The following is a 16,765-nucleotide window of genomic DNA, read 5'->3' as shown; positions in this document are numbered from 1 at the left end:
TACGAATGGGTTTTACTCTATTATATAGTGTTGTAAACATGCTTTCTTCTTAACACCTTATATAACTGTTTTACATTATAATAAGATTAAGCGTTTTTATTTCTTAAATAATCTCTTTCTAAATACAAACATACTCAGTGCTGAAAGAACTAATGCTAAGCCACCAAATAAAGATACATTATTTTCTTGACCACCTGTTGCTCCTAGCGATTTCTTACTTTCTTCTTGCTTAGTAACTGCTGGTTTATTTTCTTTCACACTTTGATTCGCTACTACTTTTTCTGCCACAACTTGATTATCCACGTTTTTTTCTTGAACTACTGCGGATTGATTTACTGCGTCTTTTGAACCTTCAATTTCTTTTCCTGTTTCTTTTACCGGCTCTTTTTCTTCTTCTTTCGATTCTTCAACTTCTTTTGACGGTTCCTTTACTTCTTCTTTCGATTCTTCAACTTCTTTTGTTGGCTCTTTTTCTTCTTCTTTCGATTCTTCAATTTCTTTTGTTGGTTCTTTCACTTCTTCTTTTGTTGGTTCTTTCACTTCTTCTTTTGGTTCTTTCACTTCTTCTTTTGGTTCTTCAACTTCTTTTGCTGGTTCTTTTTCTTCTTCTTTTGATTCTTCAGCTTCTTTTGCTGGTTCTTTTGGCTCTTCTTTTGATTCTTCAACTTCTTTTGCTGGTTCTTTTTCTTCTTCTTTTTCAACTATATTCTGGATTACTGTTCCGTTAAAACTTATACTAATTTCATCCGAATCTAAATCAAATTTATACACCTTTTCACCTGGAGTACTCCATTTTATTACTCGGTTATTAAATGTTCCACCCTCACTTGTCAGTTTAATATTCTCAATAATTTCTCCTTCTAAATCATATACAGGAACTTGAATTTCTTCATTTACTTTTGCTTCATCTAAAAAGATTTTCTGTCTGCCGGCATCAATTGAAAACCATTGGCCTAATTGTATTAACGGCCTTACATCACGAATCTCATTTCCAGCTAATTTTAAACTGAGTAGGTCTAACATTGGGCTAAGAACTGAAACATCTTTAATTTGATTATCAGCAAGATTTAACCACTGTAAACTTTTTAATGAAGATAGTGGTGTTATATCTTCAATCTGATTATGAGATACATTCACATCGTTCAACTTTTCTAAGTTTGAGATAAATTCAATATTCTTCAAACCTACTCCTTCTAAAGTAAGTTTTTCTAAGTTCATCATATATTCTAAACCTGTTATATCTTTTATATTTTCCCCTTTTTCTTTAAGTATCTCTAATTTTTTAATCTGCAATAAATCTTCTTTTGTGATAGGAGCGTTTAAATTCTCTCTACCTAAATTCTCTTTATTAATATGTTGTTGTAAAGTTTTATCAAGAATTATATTTTCCTTTTGTTCATCATTTCCTTTTATTTCATCTAACCTTTCAACAACATTTTGAATTACTGTTCCATTAAACTTAATACGATTCTCTTCTGGTTTTATATCCAACAGAAATTCGTATGTTTTTTCACCAGTAGTACTCCATTTAACAGAACCATTATTAACTACTCCATCTCCATTCTTTAATTGAACAGTATCGAGTGGCTCTCCTTGTAAATTATAGATAGGTATTTTAACTTCCTTATCTTTTTCTACATCATCTAAAAAGATTTTTTGTCTTTGAATATCAATGTACATTCTTTTCCCTAACTCTTGAACCGGTCTAACATCACGAATTTCATTTGACCCTAGCTTTAAATCGTATAAACCTGTTAAGTGGCTAAGTGGCGTTATGTCTGAGATATAGTTTTCTTCTAAATTAAGTGATTGTACGGTAGACAATCTTGATACAGGTTCGATGTTTTCTAATTCATTTTTAGAAAGATCTAACTCTACTAACTTTTTCATTGGTGTAATATGTTCAATATTAGTCAGTCCATTGTTGCTTAAAGATAAACTCTTCACATTCTTCAATTGCTCAATCCCAGCAAGATTAGCATTACTAATTTGATTATTTGCTACAGTCAAAGTCTTTAAAGTTGTTACTGTAAATAATGGTTTAATATCTTTTATATAATTACTATTTAAATCTAGCATTTTGATCTTCTTCATTTGACTCAATGGGCTTAAATCCGAGATTTTATTGTTTCTCAAGCTTAAACTTTCGATATGTTCTAACTCAGCCAAAGGTCCAATATCTTTAAGTTCACCATAAGTTATACTTAATGATTTCAATTGTCTCAAACTCGAGATAAATTGTATATTTTCTAACTTAACTTCTTCCAATGTTAAGGTTTCTAAGTTCGTCATATATTCTAAACCAGTTACGTCTTGTATTCCTTTACTTTTCGCTTCAACGACTATTAAAGATTTAACTTTTAATAAATCTTCCTTAGTTATTGGCGTATTTAGATTCTCTCTATTTAAATTATACTTATTAATATGCCTTTGTAATTGCTTATCTAATATTACATTTCCGTCTTCATCCTGTTGATCCTCTTTATTTTCCTTTTGCTTTTCTGGAACATTATTTTCTAAATTTAAAGCATTTACTTCAAACTGCACTTGATATTTATTATCATAGGCCATTGTCGGAATATAAATATGCATTTGCATATTATATCTTTTTCCTAATTCTCCTACTTCAAACTGAATCACTTTCGTTCCGTTTTTCTTTTTATCTTCTGATATTACTTTTACATCATGAAACACACCAGGAGTATGAATATCTTCTGTTTTCAAGTATTTGAAGAAATCACTATCACTTAACGTTGCCGTTACCATTTTCTTTCCATTCTCAATCGTTAACTTAGGATCCTTTATATAAACAGCTGCCATAGACTCCTCATTCGTTTTATCTTTATATGCTTTCATAACAGCATCATATGTACCATCTTCTAAAGCATAGCCCTTTTTATTAGCCTCAATTGCTACTGCCGCTAAAGCAGGCGTTGAATACGTGGCAAATGGAAGTGATAACGCCGCAGCGATAATCATCGCATTTATATGTTTTCTTTTATTTTTTTTCAACTTTACATCTCCTCCAAAATATATAAATCTAAATGTAATCATATCTCGAATAAATGATAATGATTTTCATTATCAATGTCAACTAAAAAAATAAAAAGTTAACAAAAAAATAACCCCTTTTTAAGGGGGTTATGCCATTTTTTCTCCGGTTTCTTCTTTAAAAAAGCTCTTCATCGCATGGAATACGTCTGCTTTTTGCTTTAAAATATAATATCTAAAATTCTCATCTTTAATATTTTTATAGGCTGACATGAGGGTACTATGGCGGTTGTACTGGTTCACTTCCCCATATCCAAACATATTACACTTCTTCATTAACTCTTCGACAAGCTTTACACATCTAGCATTATCTGATGTTAAATTATCACCGTCTGAAAAATGGAATGGATAAATATTATAGCGGTCTGGTGAGTATTTATTATCAATTAGCTCGAGTGCTTTTTTATATACAGAAGAACATATCGTTCCGCCACTTTCTCCTTTTGAGAAAAACTCTTCCTCTGGAACTACTTTTGCCTCCGTATGATGGGCAATAAACTCAATATCTACTGTTTCATACTTCGTTCGTAGAAATCGCGTCATCCAGAAAAAGAAGCTACGTGCCATATATTTCTCCCATATTCCCATCGATCCACTCGTATCCATCATCGCTAATACAACAGCTTTTGAATCTGGCTTTAATACTTCATTCCAAGTACGGAACTTTAAATCTTCTTGGTGAATCGGATGAAAAGAGGCTTTACCACGCATCGCATTTCGTTTATATGCGGATATCATCGTTCGTTTCTTATCGATATTTCCCCATAATCCAGTCTTTCTAATGTCATTAAATTCAACATGTTCAATCCGGTTTTCATCTATTTCTTTTCTCTTTAAATTAGGCAGCTCTAACTCTTTGAAAAATGCTTGCTCTAATTCTAAAATAGAGACTTCAGCTTCATAATAATCTTCTCCAGCCGCGTCCCCTGCTCCTTGCCCTTTTCCTGGTCCTTTTTGCTTTTGACCACCTGATCCATCTCTCGCAACGACATCACCAACTTTGCTGTCACCATTTCCTTGCCCAACGTGTTTGTTTTTATCATAATTGTACCTAATCTTATATTCATCTAAAGAACGAATCGGTATTTTTACAACATCCTTACCATTAGACATAACTATGCTTTCTTCTGTTACAAGATCGGGTAAATTATTCTTAATTGCCTCTTGTACTTTTTCTTGATGGCGTTGTTGGTCGTCATATCCTTTGCGATGGAGGGACCAGTTTTCCTGTGAAATCGTATAATTTGGTTGGTTTTCTTCACCCATTTCTTTCCCTCCTTACTGTAATTGTCTTCCCTTATGAACAGTAAGCTAGAAATTTTGTTTTATACTGTGCAAGCTAGAATGAAAGATAACTGCCCATCGAAATTCATCCCATAAACATATATAACGTTTTTCATATAATACTCCGAGCATCCTAAACAAAATTTTGCCACTCACATACTAGAAAGAAATATTCAGCCGTTGATAAGAAAGAAACACAATGCATAGTTGCACACATTTACACTTTGCAACATATTGTATTGTGTTGGCTTTTTTCGTATGAATGGTTGGTTACTCTATCATATGCATATTGTAAAAATAATTGACAATAAATTCATGAAATTGTATCTTAATTTATTACATTTGGACAAGGTATGACACTTTACACATATAAATGGATAATAAAACGCTGTCCCGCAAAATACAAGAGACAGCGTTTTGTTATCAAACTATCGGTTTAGCAGACTACCTACATAGCGTAATAATTCATTCGCAGATGAAGAATTATAGCCGTGCTCATCAATTAAGCGTGCAACAACATCATTGATTTTCTTAAGCTGATTTTCGTCTGGCGTTTTCGTTGATGTTGTAATTTTCACTATATCTTTTAAATCAGCAAATAGTTTTTTCTGAATCGCTTCGCGAAGACGCTCATGTGAATTATAATCAAAGCGTTTTCCTTTACGCGCATAAGCAGAAATGCGAATTAAAATTTCTTCACGGAATGCTTTCTTAGCATTTTCTGAAATTCCAATTTGCTCCTCAATTGAGCGCATTAGCTTTTCATCTGGACTCATTTCTTCACCTGTTAATGGATCACGTAATTTCGATTTATTGCAATATGCTTCAACGTTATCTAAGTAATTATCCATAAGTGTCTTCGCTGATTCTTCATATGAATACACGAATGCTTTTTGTACTTCTTTCTTCGCAATTTCATCATATTCTTTTCTCGCTAATGAGATGAAATTCATATAACGCTCTCGATCTTCATTACTAATTGACGGATGCTGATCCAACCCGTCTTTGAGCGATCTAAGTACATCTAATGCGTTAATAGATGGTACCTCTTTTCGAATAATTGTAGAAGAAATTCGGTTAATAACATAACGAGGGTCAATACCTCTCATACCTTCATCTTGATATTCACGTTGCAGCTCCTCTACATCAATCGCATTATAGCCTTCTACCGTTTCTCCATCATATAAACGCATCTTTTTAATTAAATCAATATCTGGACGCTTCGGATCTTTTAAACGAGTTAAAATCGTAAACATTGCTGCAACGCGAAGTGTGTGCGGTGCAATATGCACATTGGATACATCACTTTCACGAATCATTTTTTCATAAATATGTTCTTCTTCACTCACTCGTAAATTGTATGGAACTGGCATTACAATAATTCTTGAGTGCAATGCTTCATTTTTCTTGTTTGCTATGAAGGAACGATACTCCGTTTCATTCGTATGCGCTACAATTAATTCATCTGCTGAAATAAGCGCAAATCTTCCCGCTTTGAAATTCCCTTCTTGCGTAAGCGATAATAAATGCCATAAAAACTTCTCGTCGCATTTTAACATCTCTTGGAATTCCATCATCCCACGGTTTGCCTTATTCAATTCTCCATCGAAGCGATACGCTCGTGGATCTGATTCTGAACCATATTCTGCGATTGTTGAAAAGTCCAGACTACCTGTTAAATCGGCGATATCTTGTGATTTAGGATCAGACGGGCTAAATGTACCAATCCCTGTACGGCGATCTTCCGAGAAGAAAATACGCTCTACAACTACATCCTCAATTCTTGAACCATATTCTTGCTCTAGACGCATTACGTTTAATGGCGATAAATTCCCTTCAATTCTAACTCCATACTCACCAAAGAAATCATCCCGTAAATGATGCGGAATTAAATGCAGTGGATCTTCATGCATTGGGCAGCCTTTAATTGCAAAAATTGCGCCTCGATCTGTTCGTGAATATGTTTCTAATCCTCGTTTCAGCATCGTAACTAATGTTGATTTCCCGCCACTAACAGGACCCATTAATAATAAAATACGTTTTCTAACATCTAATCGTTTTGCAGATGGATGAAAATATTCCTCCACAAGACGTTCTAAAGCATCCTCTAATCCAAATAGCTGATTACTAAAGAAGTTATACTTTCTTCTACCATCTACTTCTTCGATTCCAGCATCTTTTATCATATTGTAAATGCGAGAGTGTGCTGTTTGAGCCACCCATGGTCTTTCCTTCACAAGCTCTAAATACTCCGCAAACGTACCTTCCCATTGTAACCGTTCTTCTGCTGCTCGATGCTGTTCAATCTTTTTTAGAATATCCATTATAGCTCCTCCCCCATCTCCTTGTTCAATCGGATTATTATAAAAGGTATGCTAGGATGTCCTTAAACATTCTTTAAATCAAAATGAAATATACAGTAGTGCTATAAAATTCTCTCCAAAATTCAAAGAAAATTCTGTATAATATAGGTATTAAAGTTTTTACACCTCTATTCATTTTAAATAAATTCTTTTCTTCCAAGAACCTTACATACATTTTGATTCATATTTAAGATTCGTAAACTGAAAAATAGGAGGGATATTAGTATGAAATTATTATTAATTTTAGGTGTATCACTCACATTTCTTACAGCTATTTTCACATCTGGTTACAATGATAAACCCGGTACACAAAAAAAGTGATGTGCTTCTTAGCACATCACTTTTTTTATCAATCATTTATAATACACATTTTCCACATCATATTTTGATAAAGGTCGGCTATAATAATAACCTTGCACAAACTTCACATTCTTTTCCTTCAAAAATTGTATTTGTTCCGCCTTTTCTACACCTTCTGCAATTACATTCAATTCCAAAGTATGAGCTAAATGAATAATTGCAGCTGTAATATTCGTATCACGTTCATCCACATGTATACCTTCCATAAAAGAACGATCGATTTTCAACGTATCAATTGGATACGTTTTTAAATAACTTAAAGATGAATATCCCGTCCCAAAATCATCTAAATGAATCTTTAAATTTTGTTCTTTTAATTGTAGCAATACCCTTTTCGATATGTCTTTATGCATAAGGGCTCCTTCTGTAACCTCTATCGCTAATAGATGAGCTGGTACATTGTACTTATGTAACGCCCGTGTAATCATCTCTATTAATGTAATCGAGCGAAAGTGCCTGGCTGAAATATTAACTGCAATCGGGACAACTTCATATCCTTTATTTAACCATTCACGTATTTGCCGACACACTTCATTTACTACCCATTCATCAAGCTTAATAATAAATCCTGTTCTTTCTGCTAGCGGAATAAATTGATTGGGAGAGACAAATCCCAATTCTTTATTCTCCCACCTTATTAAAGCTTCCATACTCGCTATTTTTTTCGTTTCAATATTCATTTGTGGCTGATAATACAAGCAGAATTCATTTTTTTCTATAGCACGATGCAATTGGTTTTCTATTATAAATCTTTGTTCACGCTCACAATCTAATCCACTGCAATAAAACTGATAATGCCCTTTTCCTTTTTCTTTTGCTTTTTCCAAAGCAGCATCAACTCTTTGGAATAATATTTTTTCATCCTCTCCATCTGTTGGAGCCATTACAATTCCGATTGACGCACTTAAATAGACGTCCTCTTCTTCGATTACAAAATGTTCACTAATCTTTTTTAGTATGCTTTTTGCAACTATCTCTACACGTTCTTTCGTTATATTTTCTATTAACATAACAAATTGATCATCGTGTTCTCTAAATAAGTGCATACCGTCTATTTGAAGACTGCTTAAACATTCTGTAACTTTTTGTAATACTTTATCTCCTTCTTTATGACCAAAAGTATCATTAATAAGGTGAAATTCATCTAAATCTATAAAAACAAGTGCAAACTCTGTATTATCATTTAAAAAAACATTTAACTTATTTGCACATGAAATTCTATTCATTAATCCTGTTAATTGGTCATAATAAGCTAAATATTCTGTTCGCATTTCATTCAATACTTGCCTTGTAACATCCCTCGTAACAATATATACCCCAACAATTTCGGCGTTCACAATAATCGGAATAGTTCTCAAAGAAATATAGAGCTCGTACCCTTCTTTATGAACATATTTCCTTGAAACAATTTGTTTTGCCCTTCCTTGCAGGGCTCCTTTAAATATAATTTGAAAATCTTTTTCATATTCCTTATTAATAAATTCAAAAATAAATTTATTATGTAATTCTTCATATCGATATCCAAATATTTCATACGTTGCTGGATTTGCATATGTAATTCTACCTATAGAATCCATAGATATAATGGAGTCATTATTATATTCTAATAACGACTTAAACAACATTTGTTTTTCCTCTATCTCTGCCTTTTCCTCAATCTGAGCTGTGATATCCCTCGTAATACAAATAATAAACTGACATACTCCTTCTTCGTCGAATACAGGATTAAGTGAAGATTCATAATGTAACTCACCCTTTGGTAAACTAACTACATCACAAAAGGTATGTGCTTTCGCTTCGCTCGCTACTTTTGCATATTGCACTCGCAATATTTCCGCCGTATCTTCTGATAATACTTCAGCAAACGTTTTTCCATAACATTCTTCGCCTAGCTTCGCATAATCCATACCTATCTTATTTACATAAATATATTTAAAGGTTTCCTCATCCATAACTTTCACAATAAATACTAAATCTTGAATAGCATGTAATAGTCCTCTTCTTATTAAATCCATATCTATCATACTTAAAAAGGTATTTTGATTATTATATTGTTCCTTCATATTTATCTCAACCCGTCTAATCTATTTTTATTCATATATCCCATTCTATATGAATATGTACCCTTTTTTAAATGTATGATTACATATTATTTTTATTTTTAGAAAAAAAGTCGCCATATGGCGACTTTTAATAAACAATTTCTAAATCTAATCCCGGATAATTTTGTTGACGGAATGCTTCATAAATTAAAATAGCTGCTGTATTAGATAAATTTAATGAGCGCACTTTATCAGTCATTGGAATACGTAAACAATGATCGAAATTTTCTTCGATTACATTAGCTGGTAAGCCGTTTGTTTCTCTTCCAAATACAAAATAGTAATCCTTCTCACGTTTGCTATAATCAAATGCTGTATGAGCTTTCTCGCCATACTTTGTTAAATAGAAGAATTCACCGTCTTTATTTTTCTCATAAAATTCTTCAATTGAATCATAATACGTAACTTTCACGTGCTGCCAATAATCTAATCCTGCACGCTTTAACATTTTATCATCCGTTGAAAATCCAAGCGGTCTAATCAAATGTAATTCTGTTCCAGTTGCTGCACAAGTACGAGCAATATTCCCTGTATTTGCTGGAATTTCTGGTTGATATAAAACAACATGTACTCCCACGCGATATTCACCTCTGTTTTTTGTCTCCTACGTATTATACCACTTGAGCGAAAAATCTCTACCCATTAATAATATGAAAGAATTTATATTTCATTTGTGGTGTATATTTACTAGAATCTTCATAGTTCCAATAACGCCGACGGCTATTCGCTGAATGTGCATTTACAAGTGGCATACCATCTGCGTCTTTTGCTACTACAATCGTCGTATGATTCCACCTACCATCATCCTCGAAATCATAAGCGATGACATCACCAAGAATAAGGTCCTCTGGCCTTTCTACCGCTTCAGCTCGAAGCCCTGTTGTAGCACCTGACAAATACCAATAAAAAGAGTGTGCGACAGCCCAGCTCCAACTCCACTGATTCTCCCTTTGCCACCATCCTTTGCGAATATTAGGATATCCATTCATTGGTACTTCTCCAGTATGAAGACATTGAGAAATAAAATTCGTACAATTATCAGGGAAATTACGATATACAGGGTTTCGATCATCCCACCAACGCTCTGCATATTTAACTGCCTCTAAACGGTTGTACTGATAAGAACCATACTTCTCTTTTGTAACTTCCCTTTCTAACGTCTCACTCATTCCAACTGCTTCTGGCACTTCAATAGCATAATCACCTATTACCCGACTATTATTTAAACAAACTCTTCGTTTTAGTTGTTCCTCTTCGATATAAAATAATTCTTTATGCTTAATTAAATATTTAAAATGTATTTGATAATCAATTTCTTGATGATTGCTATTATTTAATTGTCTCATGAAAGAAACATCCGCAGTTGCTTTCACTATCTCTGCATTACGCTTTTGAAACAATTGTTTCTTTCTCTGTGCTATTTGTAATAAATCTTCAGCAATACCATCTACATTTGTTCGTTTCTCTGTTACATATGCTAAAAATTGTTGTACTTGCTTTTCAATATTTATTTTTACAACCATTTCGTCTCCCTCCCATATTACAATATGAAGAAGGGAGATATTATCTACTCTTTTTTCTGCGCTAACAATTCAAGTCCGCGATTCATTTCATGAAGAACCTCTTCATCTTTCTCACGTTGCATCGCTTTTTCAATAGCTTCGCCCACGCCATCTCCACCAATTTTCCCAAGTGCCCATGCTGCTGTTCCGCGAAGTACTGGTCTTGGATCGTCTTTCATAACACCAATTAAATCTGGAATTGCTGATGCCTCTTTAAAATGCGCAAGTGCCAAAATTGCATTTCGTTGCAACGGCTTTTTACCTCTCCATGAACCAGACATAATTCCATATTTCTCTTTAAAATCACGATTGCTAATTGTTAAAAGTGGTGTTAATAACGGCTTAACTAACTCAGGATCTGGTTCCATCTCAGGATGATTATGAAAATCCATTCCTTTATTTTTCGGACAAACAGTCTGACATGTATCACATCCATAAATACGATTTCCTATTTTGTCGCGGTATTCTTCCGGTAGGAATCCTTTCGTTTGTGTTAAAAATGCAATACATTTCTTCGAATCTAACTGTCCTCCTTGTATTAAAGCGCCTGTAGGACAAACATCAATACATTTTGTACAACTTCCACATTGATCTTCTATCGGCTGATCTGGTGGGAAGGGAACGTTTGTAATTATTTCTCCTAAATATACATACGAACCAAATTCAGGTGTAATAATAGCGCAATTCTTACCACTCCATCCAATACCGGCACGCTCCGAAACAGCTCGATCACTTAATTCACCCGTATCAACCATTGACTTAACTTCTATATCGGGAAGTTTTTCGATTAAATATGCTTCTAATTTTTGCAAACGATCTCGTAAAACAAGATGATAATCTTGTCCCCAAGAGGCACGACAAAAAATACCGCGGCGTTCTCCGCGCTTACTTAATGGTGCATTTTTTAATTTTGAAGGATACGCTAATGCAATCGCAATAATTGATTTTGCACCAGGTAGTAGAAGCTGTGGGTTCGTTCTCTTTTCTATATCAGACTCTTCAAATCCCGATTGATAATTTAATTGTTGTTGCTGGATTAACCTCTGCTTTAATTCCTCAAATGGTGAGGCACTAGCAAAGCCTATTTTATCTATACCAATTGTTTTACTATACGCAATGACATCTTGCTTTAATTGTTCAAAATCCATTCCTAATCGCCTCCTCAGATGAATCCATCCCTTATGTAACGACTATATTGGTTAGCAATTCACTTTTGGAATACTATTCTTTACTTCTATTTTCGCATACAATTATGTTTTTCAAACATTAAAAAACGCAATGCCTCGTTTATCTTAGAAACGAAACACTGCGTTGATCACAATTTATAGAAAAACATTTAATAAAATTTGGAGCGGGTGAAGAGAATCGAACTCTCGACCAGAGCTTGGAAGGCTCTTGTTTTACCACTAAACTACACCCGCAAATATGAAATAAATATAAGATATTAGAATAACTTATGTAAAGTAGTATAGCATGTAAAAAAAACGGAAGCAAGAATTTTATCGAAAAAAGTCGAAAAAGTGATGAGTATCTCATCACTTTTTCAATTCTTTATCAATCGCCTTCTTCATACTATCGAAATCAGGGTTTGCAAGATTTCCGTTTATATATACTGAAGGAGCACCTTGAACTTTTAATTTTTGAGCACGATCTGAATCTTTACGTACTTTTTCTTTTATTTCTTTACTGTGTAAATCTTTCTTAAATTGTTCTACATCAACTTTCGGAAGCTTCTCTTTCACAATGTTAAGAAGTAATTCTTCTGTAATCCATTCTTCCGTGTCTTTCTTTTGACTTTGATAAATCTCATCGTAGAAAATCCAGAATGAATCTTGATCTTGTTTATAAATTGCTTCACCAGCTGCTGCACCTAAATCAGAGTCTTTTCCGATAAATGGGAAGTTAATAAAGTATAACTGCACTTTACCTTTATCGATATACTCTTCTTTTAATCGTGGTAATACTGTTACATCCCAAGTACGACAAGCAGGACATTTGAAGTCTCCAAATTCAACTACCTTAACTGGGGCATCATCTTTCCCTAAAGATTGTTGTGTGGAATAAGCAAACATCTCATTCCCTTTATCTTTTTTGTCATTTATGATGCTATACGCAATTGTTCCGATTACAATCAATACTGCGATAGAAAAAACTACACCAAGAGCCATGAGTTTATTTGATTTCATATACATTCCTCTTTAAATTCATATTCTGTATACAGCATTGTACACAATACACATAATATCAACACTTATATACGTCACGCAATGAACACGCTCACATAAATTACAAAAACACAATAATTGTGACGATATTGTGTCACAATTTGTCACAATTTATCCAAAAAAAGGAAGCTCCTATGTAGGAACTTCCTTTAGCTTACTGCTTTTTCACGAGCACTCTTTAACATCGACTGCTCTGTTTTTATATCATGACGAATTACTAACTTCTCACTAACTGCTTGCACATACTCATTATGATTGATATAGCCTTCTTTCTCCATTAATCTCAAAACGACATTTCGTCTCTCTACGGCCTTATCATAATTTTGTGCAGGTGAGTAATAAGCGGGTGCCTTTACTACAGCAGCCATCATTGCACTTTCAGCCAACGTTAATTGGCTCACCTTTTTACCGAAGTAAAGGTTTGCTGCTTTTTCAATTCCCCATGCTCCTTCTCCGTAATAAATATTACTTACATACAATTTTAAAATTTCATCCTTCGTAAATGTACGTTCAATTTTTTTCGTATAAAAAATTTCTTTCCACTTACGAGAAAATGTACGTTCATTCGTTAAAAAGGCATTTTTGGATAACTGTTGTGTAATTGTGCTTCCGCCTTGCACAACACCACCAGCTTTTATATTCTCAACAGACGCTCTGACAATCGCTATATAATCTAAACCGTTATGATGATAAAACCTTTTATCTTCTGTCGCAATAAATGCATGTGTTAATGATTCTGGCACCTCTAACTTAGCAGGTACATGTAATTTACTAATATCACTTTGCTCGATCATTATATTTCCAATGAATAATAACGTACAACTTAACAATAATAATAAAATAATGGCTTTATAAAAGAATTTAGTCATTGGATTTAATGCAACTTTTTGATGATAGTTCACCCTAGATAATACTCGTTCTTTCATCTTAAACACCTCTTTTCCACACAGCGTATAACTCTTACTTTAAGAATACCTTGTTGTAAAAAAATATCCCATCGATTTCTCTTACACGTACCTTACATCATTGTAAGGTATAAAAAAGTATTGTATCACAGTCCTTTTTTATCTACTATTCATCTGAAATATTGAATATAGATTATGCTAAACCAATAACAGAGTATACCTTAAGCCTATACTTCCCTATTAAAACATCCTATTTTCATTATATCATCTACAAAAATATATATTTGTAAGTATCTAGTAATCTAAATGTATACAATATATCATACATTATACAGAACAAACGTTCCTGAAATCAATACTAGCACTATTATTATTTTGACCTTTTTCTTAAACAGTATACAAAAAAGAGTAGTGATTTGATTGTATCTCAAACCGGCTACTCTTTTCTTCACAATCTACCTATTAAATTATATGGCTGCACTTCCCACGTTTCGTACGGAATACAATGTGTTGCTCTCATCGCATCAAGCGTTCTGGATTTCATATGAGGACGCGTTATATACTCATCTATATTCTCTTCATTTAAAACAACAAATTTAGCCTCTTGTATTTCTTCAGGCTGAATTTGTATTTCACCGCTCACGTATGCCACTTTAAAAACAACACCTAGAATGTGCATGGAAGCATTATAATAAACTCCTGTAATACCGATAGGCTTCACCGTTAATCCTGTTTCCTCTTTTATTTCCCTACAAACAGCTTGATCGAGCGCTTCTCCTTCTTCCACCTGTCCTCCTGGCAACTCCCACGTATCCGATCGCCAATGTACTTTAGCTAATAACACTTCGTCTTTTTCATTTGTTAAATAACCTGCTACAGCAACGATATGCTTTGGTGTTTTATGTTCCATATTAAACCTCCTAGAAATAATGATTATTTCATATATCCCTATAAGCATATTTCCTGTCTAAAACAAAATACCTTTACTAATTCATCCTCTTAATTAACTTCATGAAAAAAAGCCCCTATCCGTTAAATGAACAGGGGCTTCTATCGTATTATTCTCCTAAGTCTACGTTGTGGTAAACTTGTTGCACATCTTCTAGATCTTCTAATGCATCAACCATTTTTTCAAATTGTACTTGAGCCTCTTCAGGAAGTTCTACATCACTTTGTGCAAGCATTGTTAATTCTGCAACTGTGAATTCTTCAACACCAGCATCTTTAAGTGCAGATTGTACGGAATGGAATTGATCAGGTTCAGCATACACGATAACAGAATCTTCTTCTTCTAGAATGTCACGTGCATCAACATCTGCTTCCATTAAAATTTCAAGAACTTCATCTGATGTTTTACCTTCAAGACCGATAACAGCTGTCGCATCAAACATGTAAGCTACAGAACCGTTTACACCCATGTTACCACTGTTTTTGCTAAATGCAGCTCGTACATCTGCTGCAGTACGGTTTACGTTATTTGTAAGTGTATCTACAATTACCATAGATCCATTTGGTCCGAATCCTTCATAACGAAGCTCGTCATAATTTTCTTCTGAACCGCCTTTTGCCTTTTCAACTGCACGATCAATAATTGTTCTTGGTACGTTGTATGTTTTCGCACGTTCTAATACAACTCTAAGCGCTTGGTTTGATTCTGGATCTGGCTCGCCTTGTTTTGCTGCCACATAAATCTCACGTCCAAATTTCGCGTATATACGGCTTGTATTTGCATCTTTTGATGCTTTTTTTTCTTTAATATTATTCCATTTACGACCCATACTTTCCACTCTCTTTCCCGTTTTAAATCTACATAAAAATATTAATGTGAAATATAATGTGTATTCAACACATTTTTAAAAGAAATATAAAAAGTTCATTTTTGATTCATATTACAGACATAATATAAATTACTATCATTTTGTTCTTTCGACAAGTTATATTATACATGAATTTCTACATTTATTACGAATTTTAGAAGCACATAGTATAATTTAACAAAAAAGACTCTAACAGAAATGTTAGAGTCTTTTTATATAGCCGATACATATTTCCATAATATTCCCATAACTACTTTCTATTGTTGTATAATAAAAAAAGGAAAAAATTTGAAGAGAGATGGAGGGAGAAGTATGACACATTCAGATGAGAAAAAAGCACATGGTCTGAAAGGAATAGGAGAGAAGTTAAACCCAACTATCTATCAAGTGAGATTCATGAAATTAGATGAACCAATTCAATTTGAGTCATTTCCTGAATTAAAGGAATTAGGAGATTGGTTGAGTACTTCAACGCACATGTGGGCGTGCCACTCAACTATGTACAAGTACAACAAAGAAGAGTTTGAAAAGAGGTTTTTAGAAATTACAAACTTAACCGTTGATAATGTACTAATATCTACTGGTGCTGTCGGATTTAACTTCATGTCACCGGGTTGGAGAAATTCTCTCTAGAGTGCTCGAAGGGAATATTGTATATACAATATTTTGCTGGAATTTTATAGAATATCACAATTAAAAGGATAAAAATGAATGTTTGTTTTTATCCTTTTAATGTTTCGCAGTCTACTCACCGTACACTTTTTGTACTTATTTTGTCATATAATGAAAAGAAAATACAAAAAAACTCTATACTAATTGTATAGAATTTTTTTCGCCGTTCATGATACCGATGGTCGGGGTCGAACCGACACTCCCGAAGGAACACGATTTTGAGTCGTGCGCGTCTGCCAATTCCGCCACATCGGCACAAAAGAAAGGCGGCAACCGGATTTGAACCGGTGGTAAAGGTTTTGCAGACCTCTGCCTTACCACTTGGCTATGCCGCCATGTTAAATTTTATTGGAGCGGAAGACGGGATTCGAACCCGCGACCCCAACCTTGGCAAGGTTGTATTCTACCACTGAACTACTTCCGC

At 33.8% G+C, this 16,765-nt stretch carries 12 protein-coding genes and 4 tRNA genes; 1 reads left to right on the top strand and 15 read right to left on the bottom strand.

Annotated features, from left to right (window positions below; all coding sequences use genetic code 11):
• Positions 1–96: 96 nt before the first annotated feature.
• The 12 genes from JDS99_RS21000 to JDS99_RS20945 all read right to left on the bottom strand — a co-directional run bounded on the left by JDS99_RS21000 (position 97) and on the right by JDS99_RS20945 (position 15,630).
• Entirely contained in the window at positions 97–3,012 is a 2,916-nt protein-coding gene (locus JDS99_RS21000; protein ID WP_199695642.1) for an NEAT domain-containing protein, read from the bottom strand.
• 129 nt (positions 3,013–3,141) lie between these two features.
• Complete coding sequence (gene yhbH / locus JDS99_RS20995) at positions 3,142–4,317, bottom strand: sporulation protein YhbH (protein WP_046957378.1); 1,176 nt, start codon at positions 4,315–4,317, stop codon at positions 3,142–3,144.
• A gap of 446 nt (positions 4,318–4,763) precedes the next feature.
• Positions 4,764–6,659 carry a PrkA family serine protein kinase gene (locus JDS99_RS20990; RefSeq protein ID WP_000353275.1) on the bottom strand — a complete coding sequence of 632 codons (1,896 nt, stop codon included), beginning with the start codon at positions 6,657–6,659 and terminating at the stop codon, positions 4,764–4,766.
• A gap of 392 nt (positions 6,660–7,051) precedes the next feature.
• A complete protein-coding gene (locus tag JDS99_RS20985) occupies positions 7,052–9,121 on the bottom strand; it encodes a sensor domain-containing protein (protein ID WP_088610253.1) in 2,070 nt (689 codons plus the stop codon).
• Positions 9,122–9,248: 127 nt separating this feature from the next.
• Positions 9,249–9,737: a tRNA (uridine(34)/cytosine(34)/5-carboxymethylaminomethyluridine(34)-2'-O)-methyltransferase TrmL gene (trmL, locus tag JDS99_RS20980; RefSeq protein WP_000538149.1), complete on the bottom strand. Its 489-nt coding sequence runs from the start codon at positions 9,735–9,737 to the stop codon at positions 9,249–9,251.
• Between the two features lie 58 nt (positions 9,738–9,795).
• Positions 9,796–10,683 carry an amidase domain-containing protein gene (locus JDS99_RS20975; RefSeq protein ID WP_000260555.1) on the bottom strand — a complete coding sequence of 296 codons (888 nt, stop codon included), beginning with the start codon at positions 10,681–10,683 and terminating at the stop codon, positions 9,796–9,798.
• 44 nt (positions 10,684–10,727) lie between these two features.
• Positions 10,728–11,870, bottom strand: coding sequence for a tRNA epoxyqueuosine(34) reductase QueG (gene queG, locus JDS99_RS20970; RefSeq protein WP_048541846.1), 1,143 nt, complete (start codon positions 11,868–11,870; stop codon positions 10,728–10,730).
• Between the two features lie 199 nt (positions 11,871–12,069).
• Positions 12,070–12,143: transfer RNA gene (locus JDS99_RS20965), tRNA-Gly, on the bottom strand.
• Positions 12,144–12,257: 114 nt separating this feature from the next.
• Entirely contained in the window at positions 12,258–12,908 is a 651-nt protein-coding gene (locus JDS99_RS20960) for a DsbA family protein (protein WP_000841323.1), read from the bottom strand.
• 188 nt (positions 12,909–13,096) lie between these two features.
• Entirely contained in the window at positions 13,097–13,873 is a 777-nt protein-coding gene (locus JDS99_RS20955; protein WP_088610251.1) for a transglycosylase domain-containing protein, read from the bottom strand.
• A 427-nt stretch (positions 13,874–14,300) separates the two neighbouring features.
• Positions 14,301–14,762, bottom strand: a complete 462-nt coding sequence (locus tag JDS99_RS20950; protein ID WP_088610250.1) for an NUDIX hydrolase — start codon at positions 14,760–14,762, stop codon at positions 14,301–14,303.
• A 148-nt stretch (positions 14,763–14,910) separates the two neighbouring features.
• Positions 14,911–15,630 (bottom strand): YebC/PmpR family DNA-binding transcriptional regulator, encoded by a 720-nt coding sequence (locus JDS99_RS20945; protein WP_088610249.1) that lies wholly within the window; start codon positions 15,628–15,630, stop codon positions 14,911–14,913.
• Positions 15,631–15,981: 351 nt separating this feature from the next.
• On the opposite strand from JDS99_RS20945, the gene JDS99_RS20940 reads away from it, so the two are divergent.
• Positions 15,982–16,302, top strand: a complete 321-nt coding sequence (locus JDS99_RS20940) for a DUF3884 family protein (RefSeq protein WP_199695641.1) — start codon at positions 15,982–15,984, stop codon at positions 16,300–16,302.
• A 212-nt stretch (positions 16,303–16,514) separates the two neighbouring features.
• Here the strand turns inward: JDS99_RS20940 and JDS99_RS20935 are convergent.
• From JDS99_RS20935 to JDS99_RS20925, 3 genes are all read right to left on the bottom strand, one after another.
• A tRNA-Leu gene (locus tag JDS99_RS20935) sits at positions 16,515–16,596 on the bottom strand.
• Positions 16,597–16,605: 9 nt separating this feature from the next.
• Positions 16,606–16,676, bottom strand: a tRNA-Cys gene (locus tag JDS99_RS20930).
• Between the two features lie 14 nt (positions 16,677–16,690).
• A tRNA-Gly gene (locus JDS99_RS20925) sits at positions 16,691–16,765 on the bottom strand.

This window comes from Bacillus cereus group sp. N6, from assembly GCF_016483705.1.
Classification (GTDB): domain Bacteria; phylum Bacillota; class Bacilli; order Bacillales; family Bacillaceae_G; genus Bacillus_A; species Bacillus_A wiedmannii.
The sequence above is the reverse complement of the archived record's forward strand: the minus strand, read 5'-3'. Positions and strand labels throughout refer to the sequence as shown.

Coding starts and splice junctions, on each gene's coding strand:
- yhbH (WP_046957378.1), bottom strand. CDS start 4,317: ATGGGTGAAGAAAACCAACCAAATTATACGATTTCACAGGAAAACTGG.
- JDS99_RS20990 (WP_000353275.1), bottom strand. CDS start 6,659: ATGGATATTCTAAAAAAGATTGAACAGCATCGAGCAGCAGAAGAACGG.
- JDS99_RS20985 (WP_088610253.1), bottom strand. CDS start 9,121: ATGAAGGAACAATATAATAATCAAAATACCTTTTTAAGTATGATAGAT.
- JDS99_RS20975 (WP_000260555.1), bottom strand. CDS start 10,683: ATGGTTGTAAAAATAAATATTGAAAAGCAAGTACAACAATTTTTAGCA.
- queG (WP_048541846.1), bottom strand. CDS start 11,870: ATGGATTTTGAACAATTAAAGCAAGATGTCATTGCGTATAGTAAAACA.
- JDS99_RS20960 (WP_000841323.1), bottom strand. CDS start 12,908: ATGAAATCAAATAAACTCATGGCTCTTGGTGTAGTTTTTTCTATCGCA.
- JDS99_RS20955 (WP_088610251.1), bottom strand. CDS start 13,873: ATGAAAGAACGAGTATTATCTAGGGTGAACTATCATCAAAAAGTTGCA.
- JDS99_RS20950 (WP_088610250.1), bottom strand. CDS start 14,762: ATGGAACATAAAACACCAAAGCATATCGTTGCTGTAGCAGGTTATTTA.
- JDS99_RS20945 (WP_088610249.1), bottom strand. CDS start 15,630: ATGGGTCGTAAATGGAATAATATTAAAGAAAAAAAAGCATCAAAAGAT.
- JDS99_RS20940 (WP_199695641.1), top strand. CDS start 15,982: ATGACACATTCAGATGAGAAAAAAGCACATGGTCTGAAAGGAATAGGA.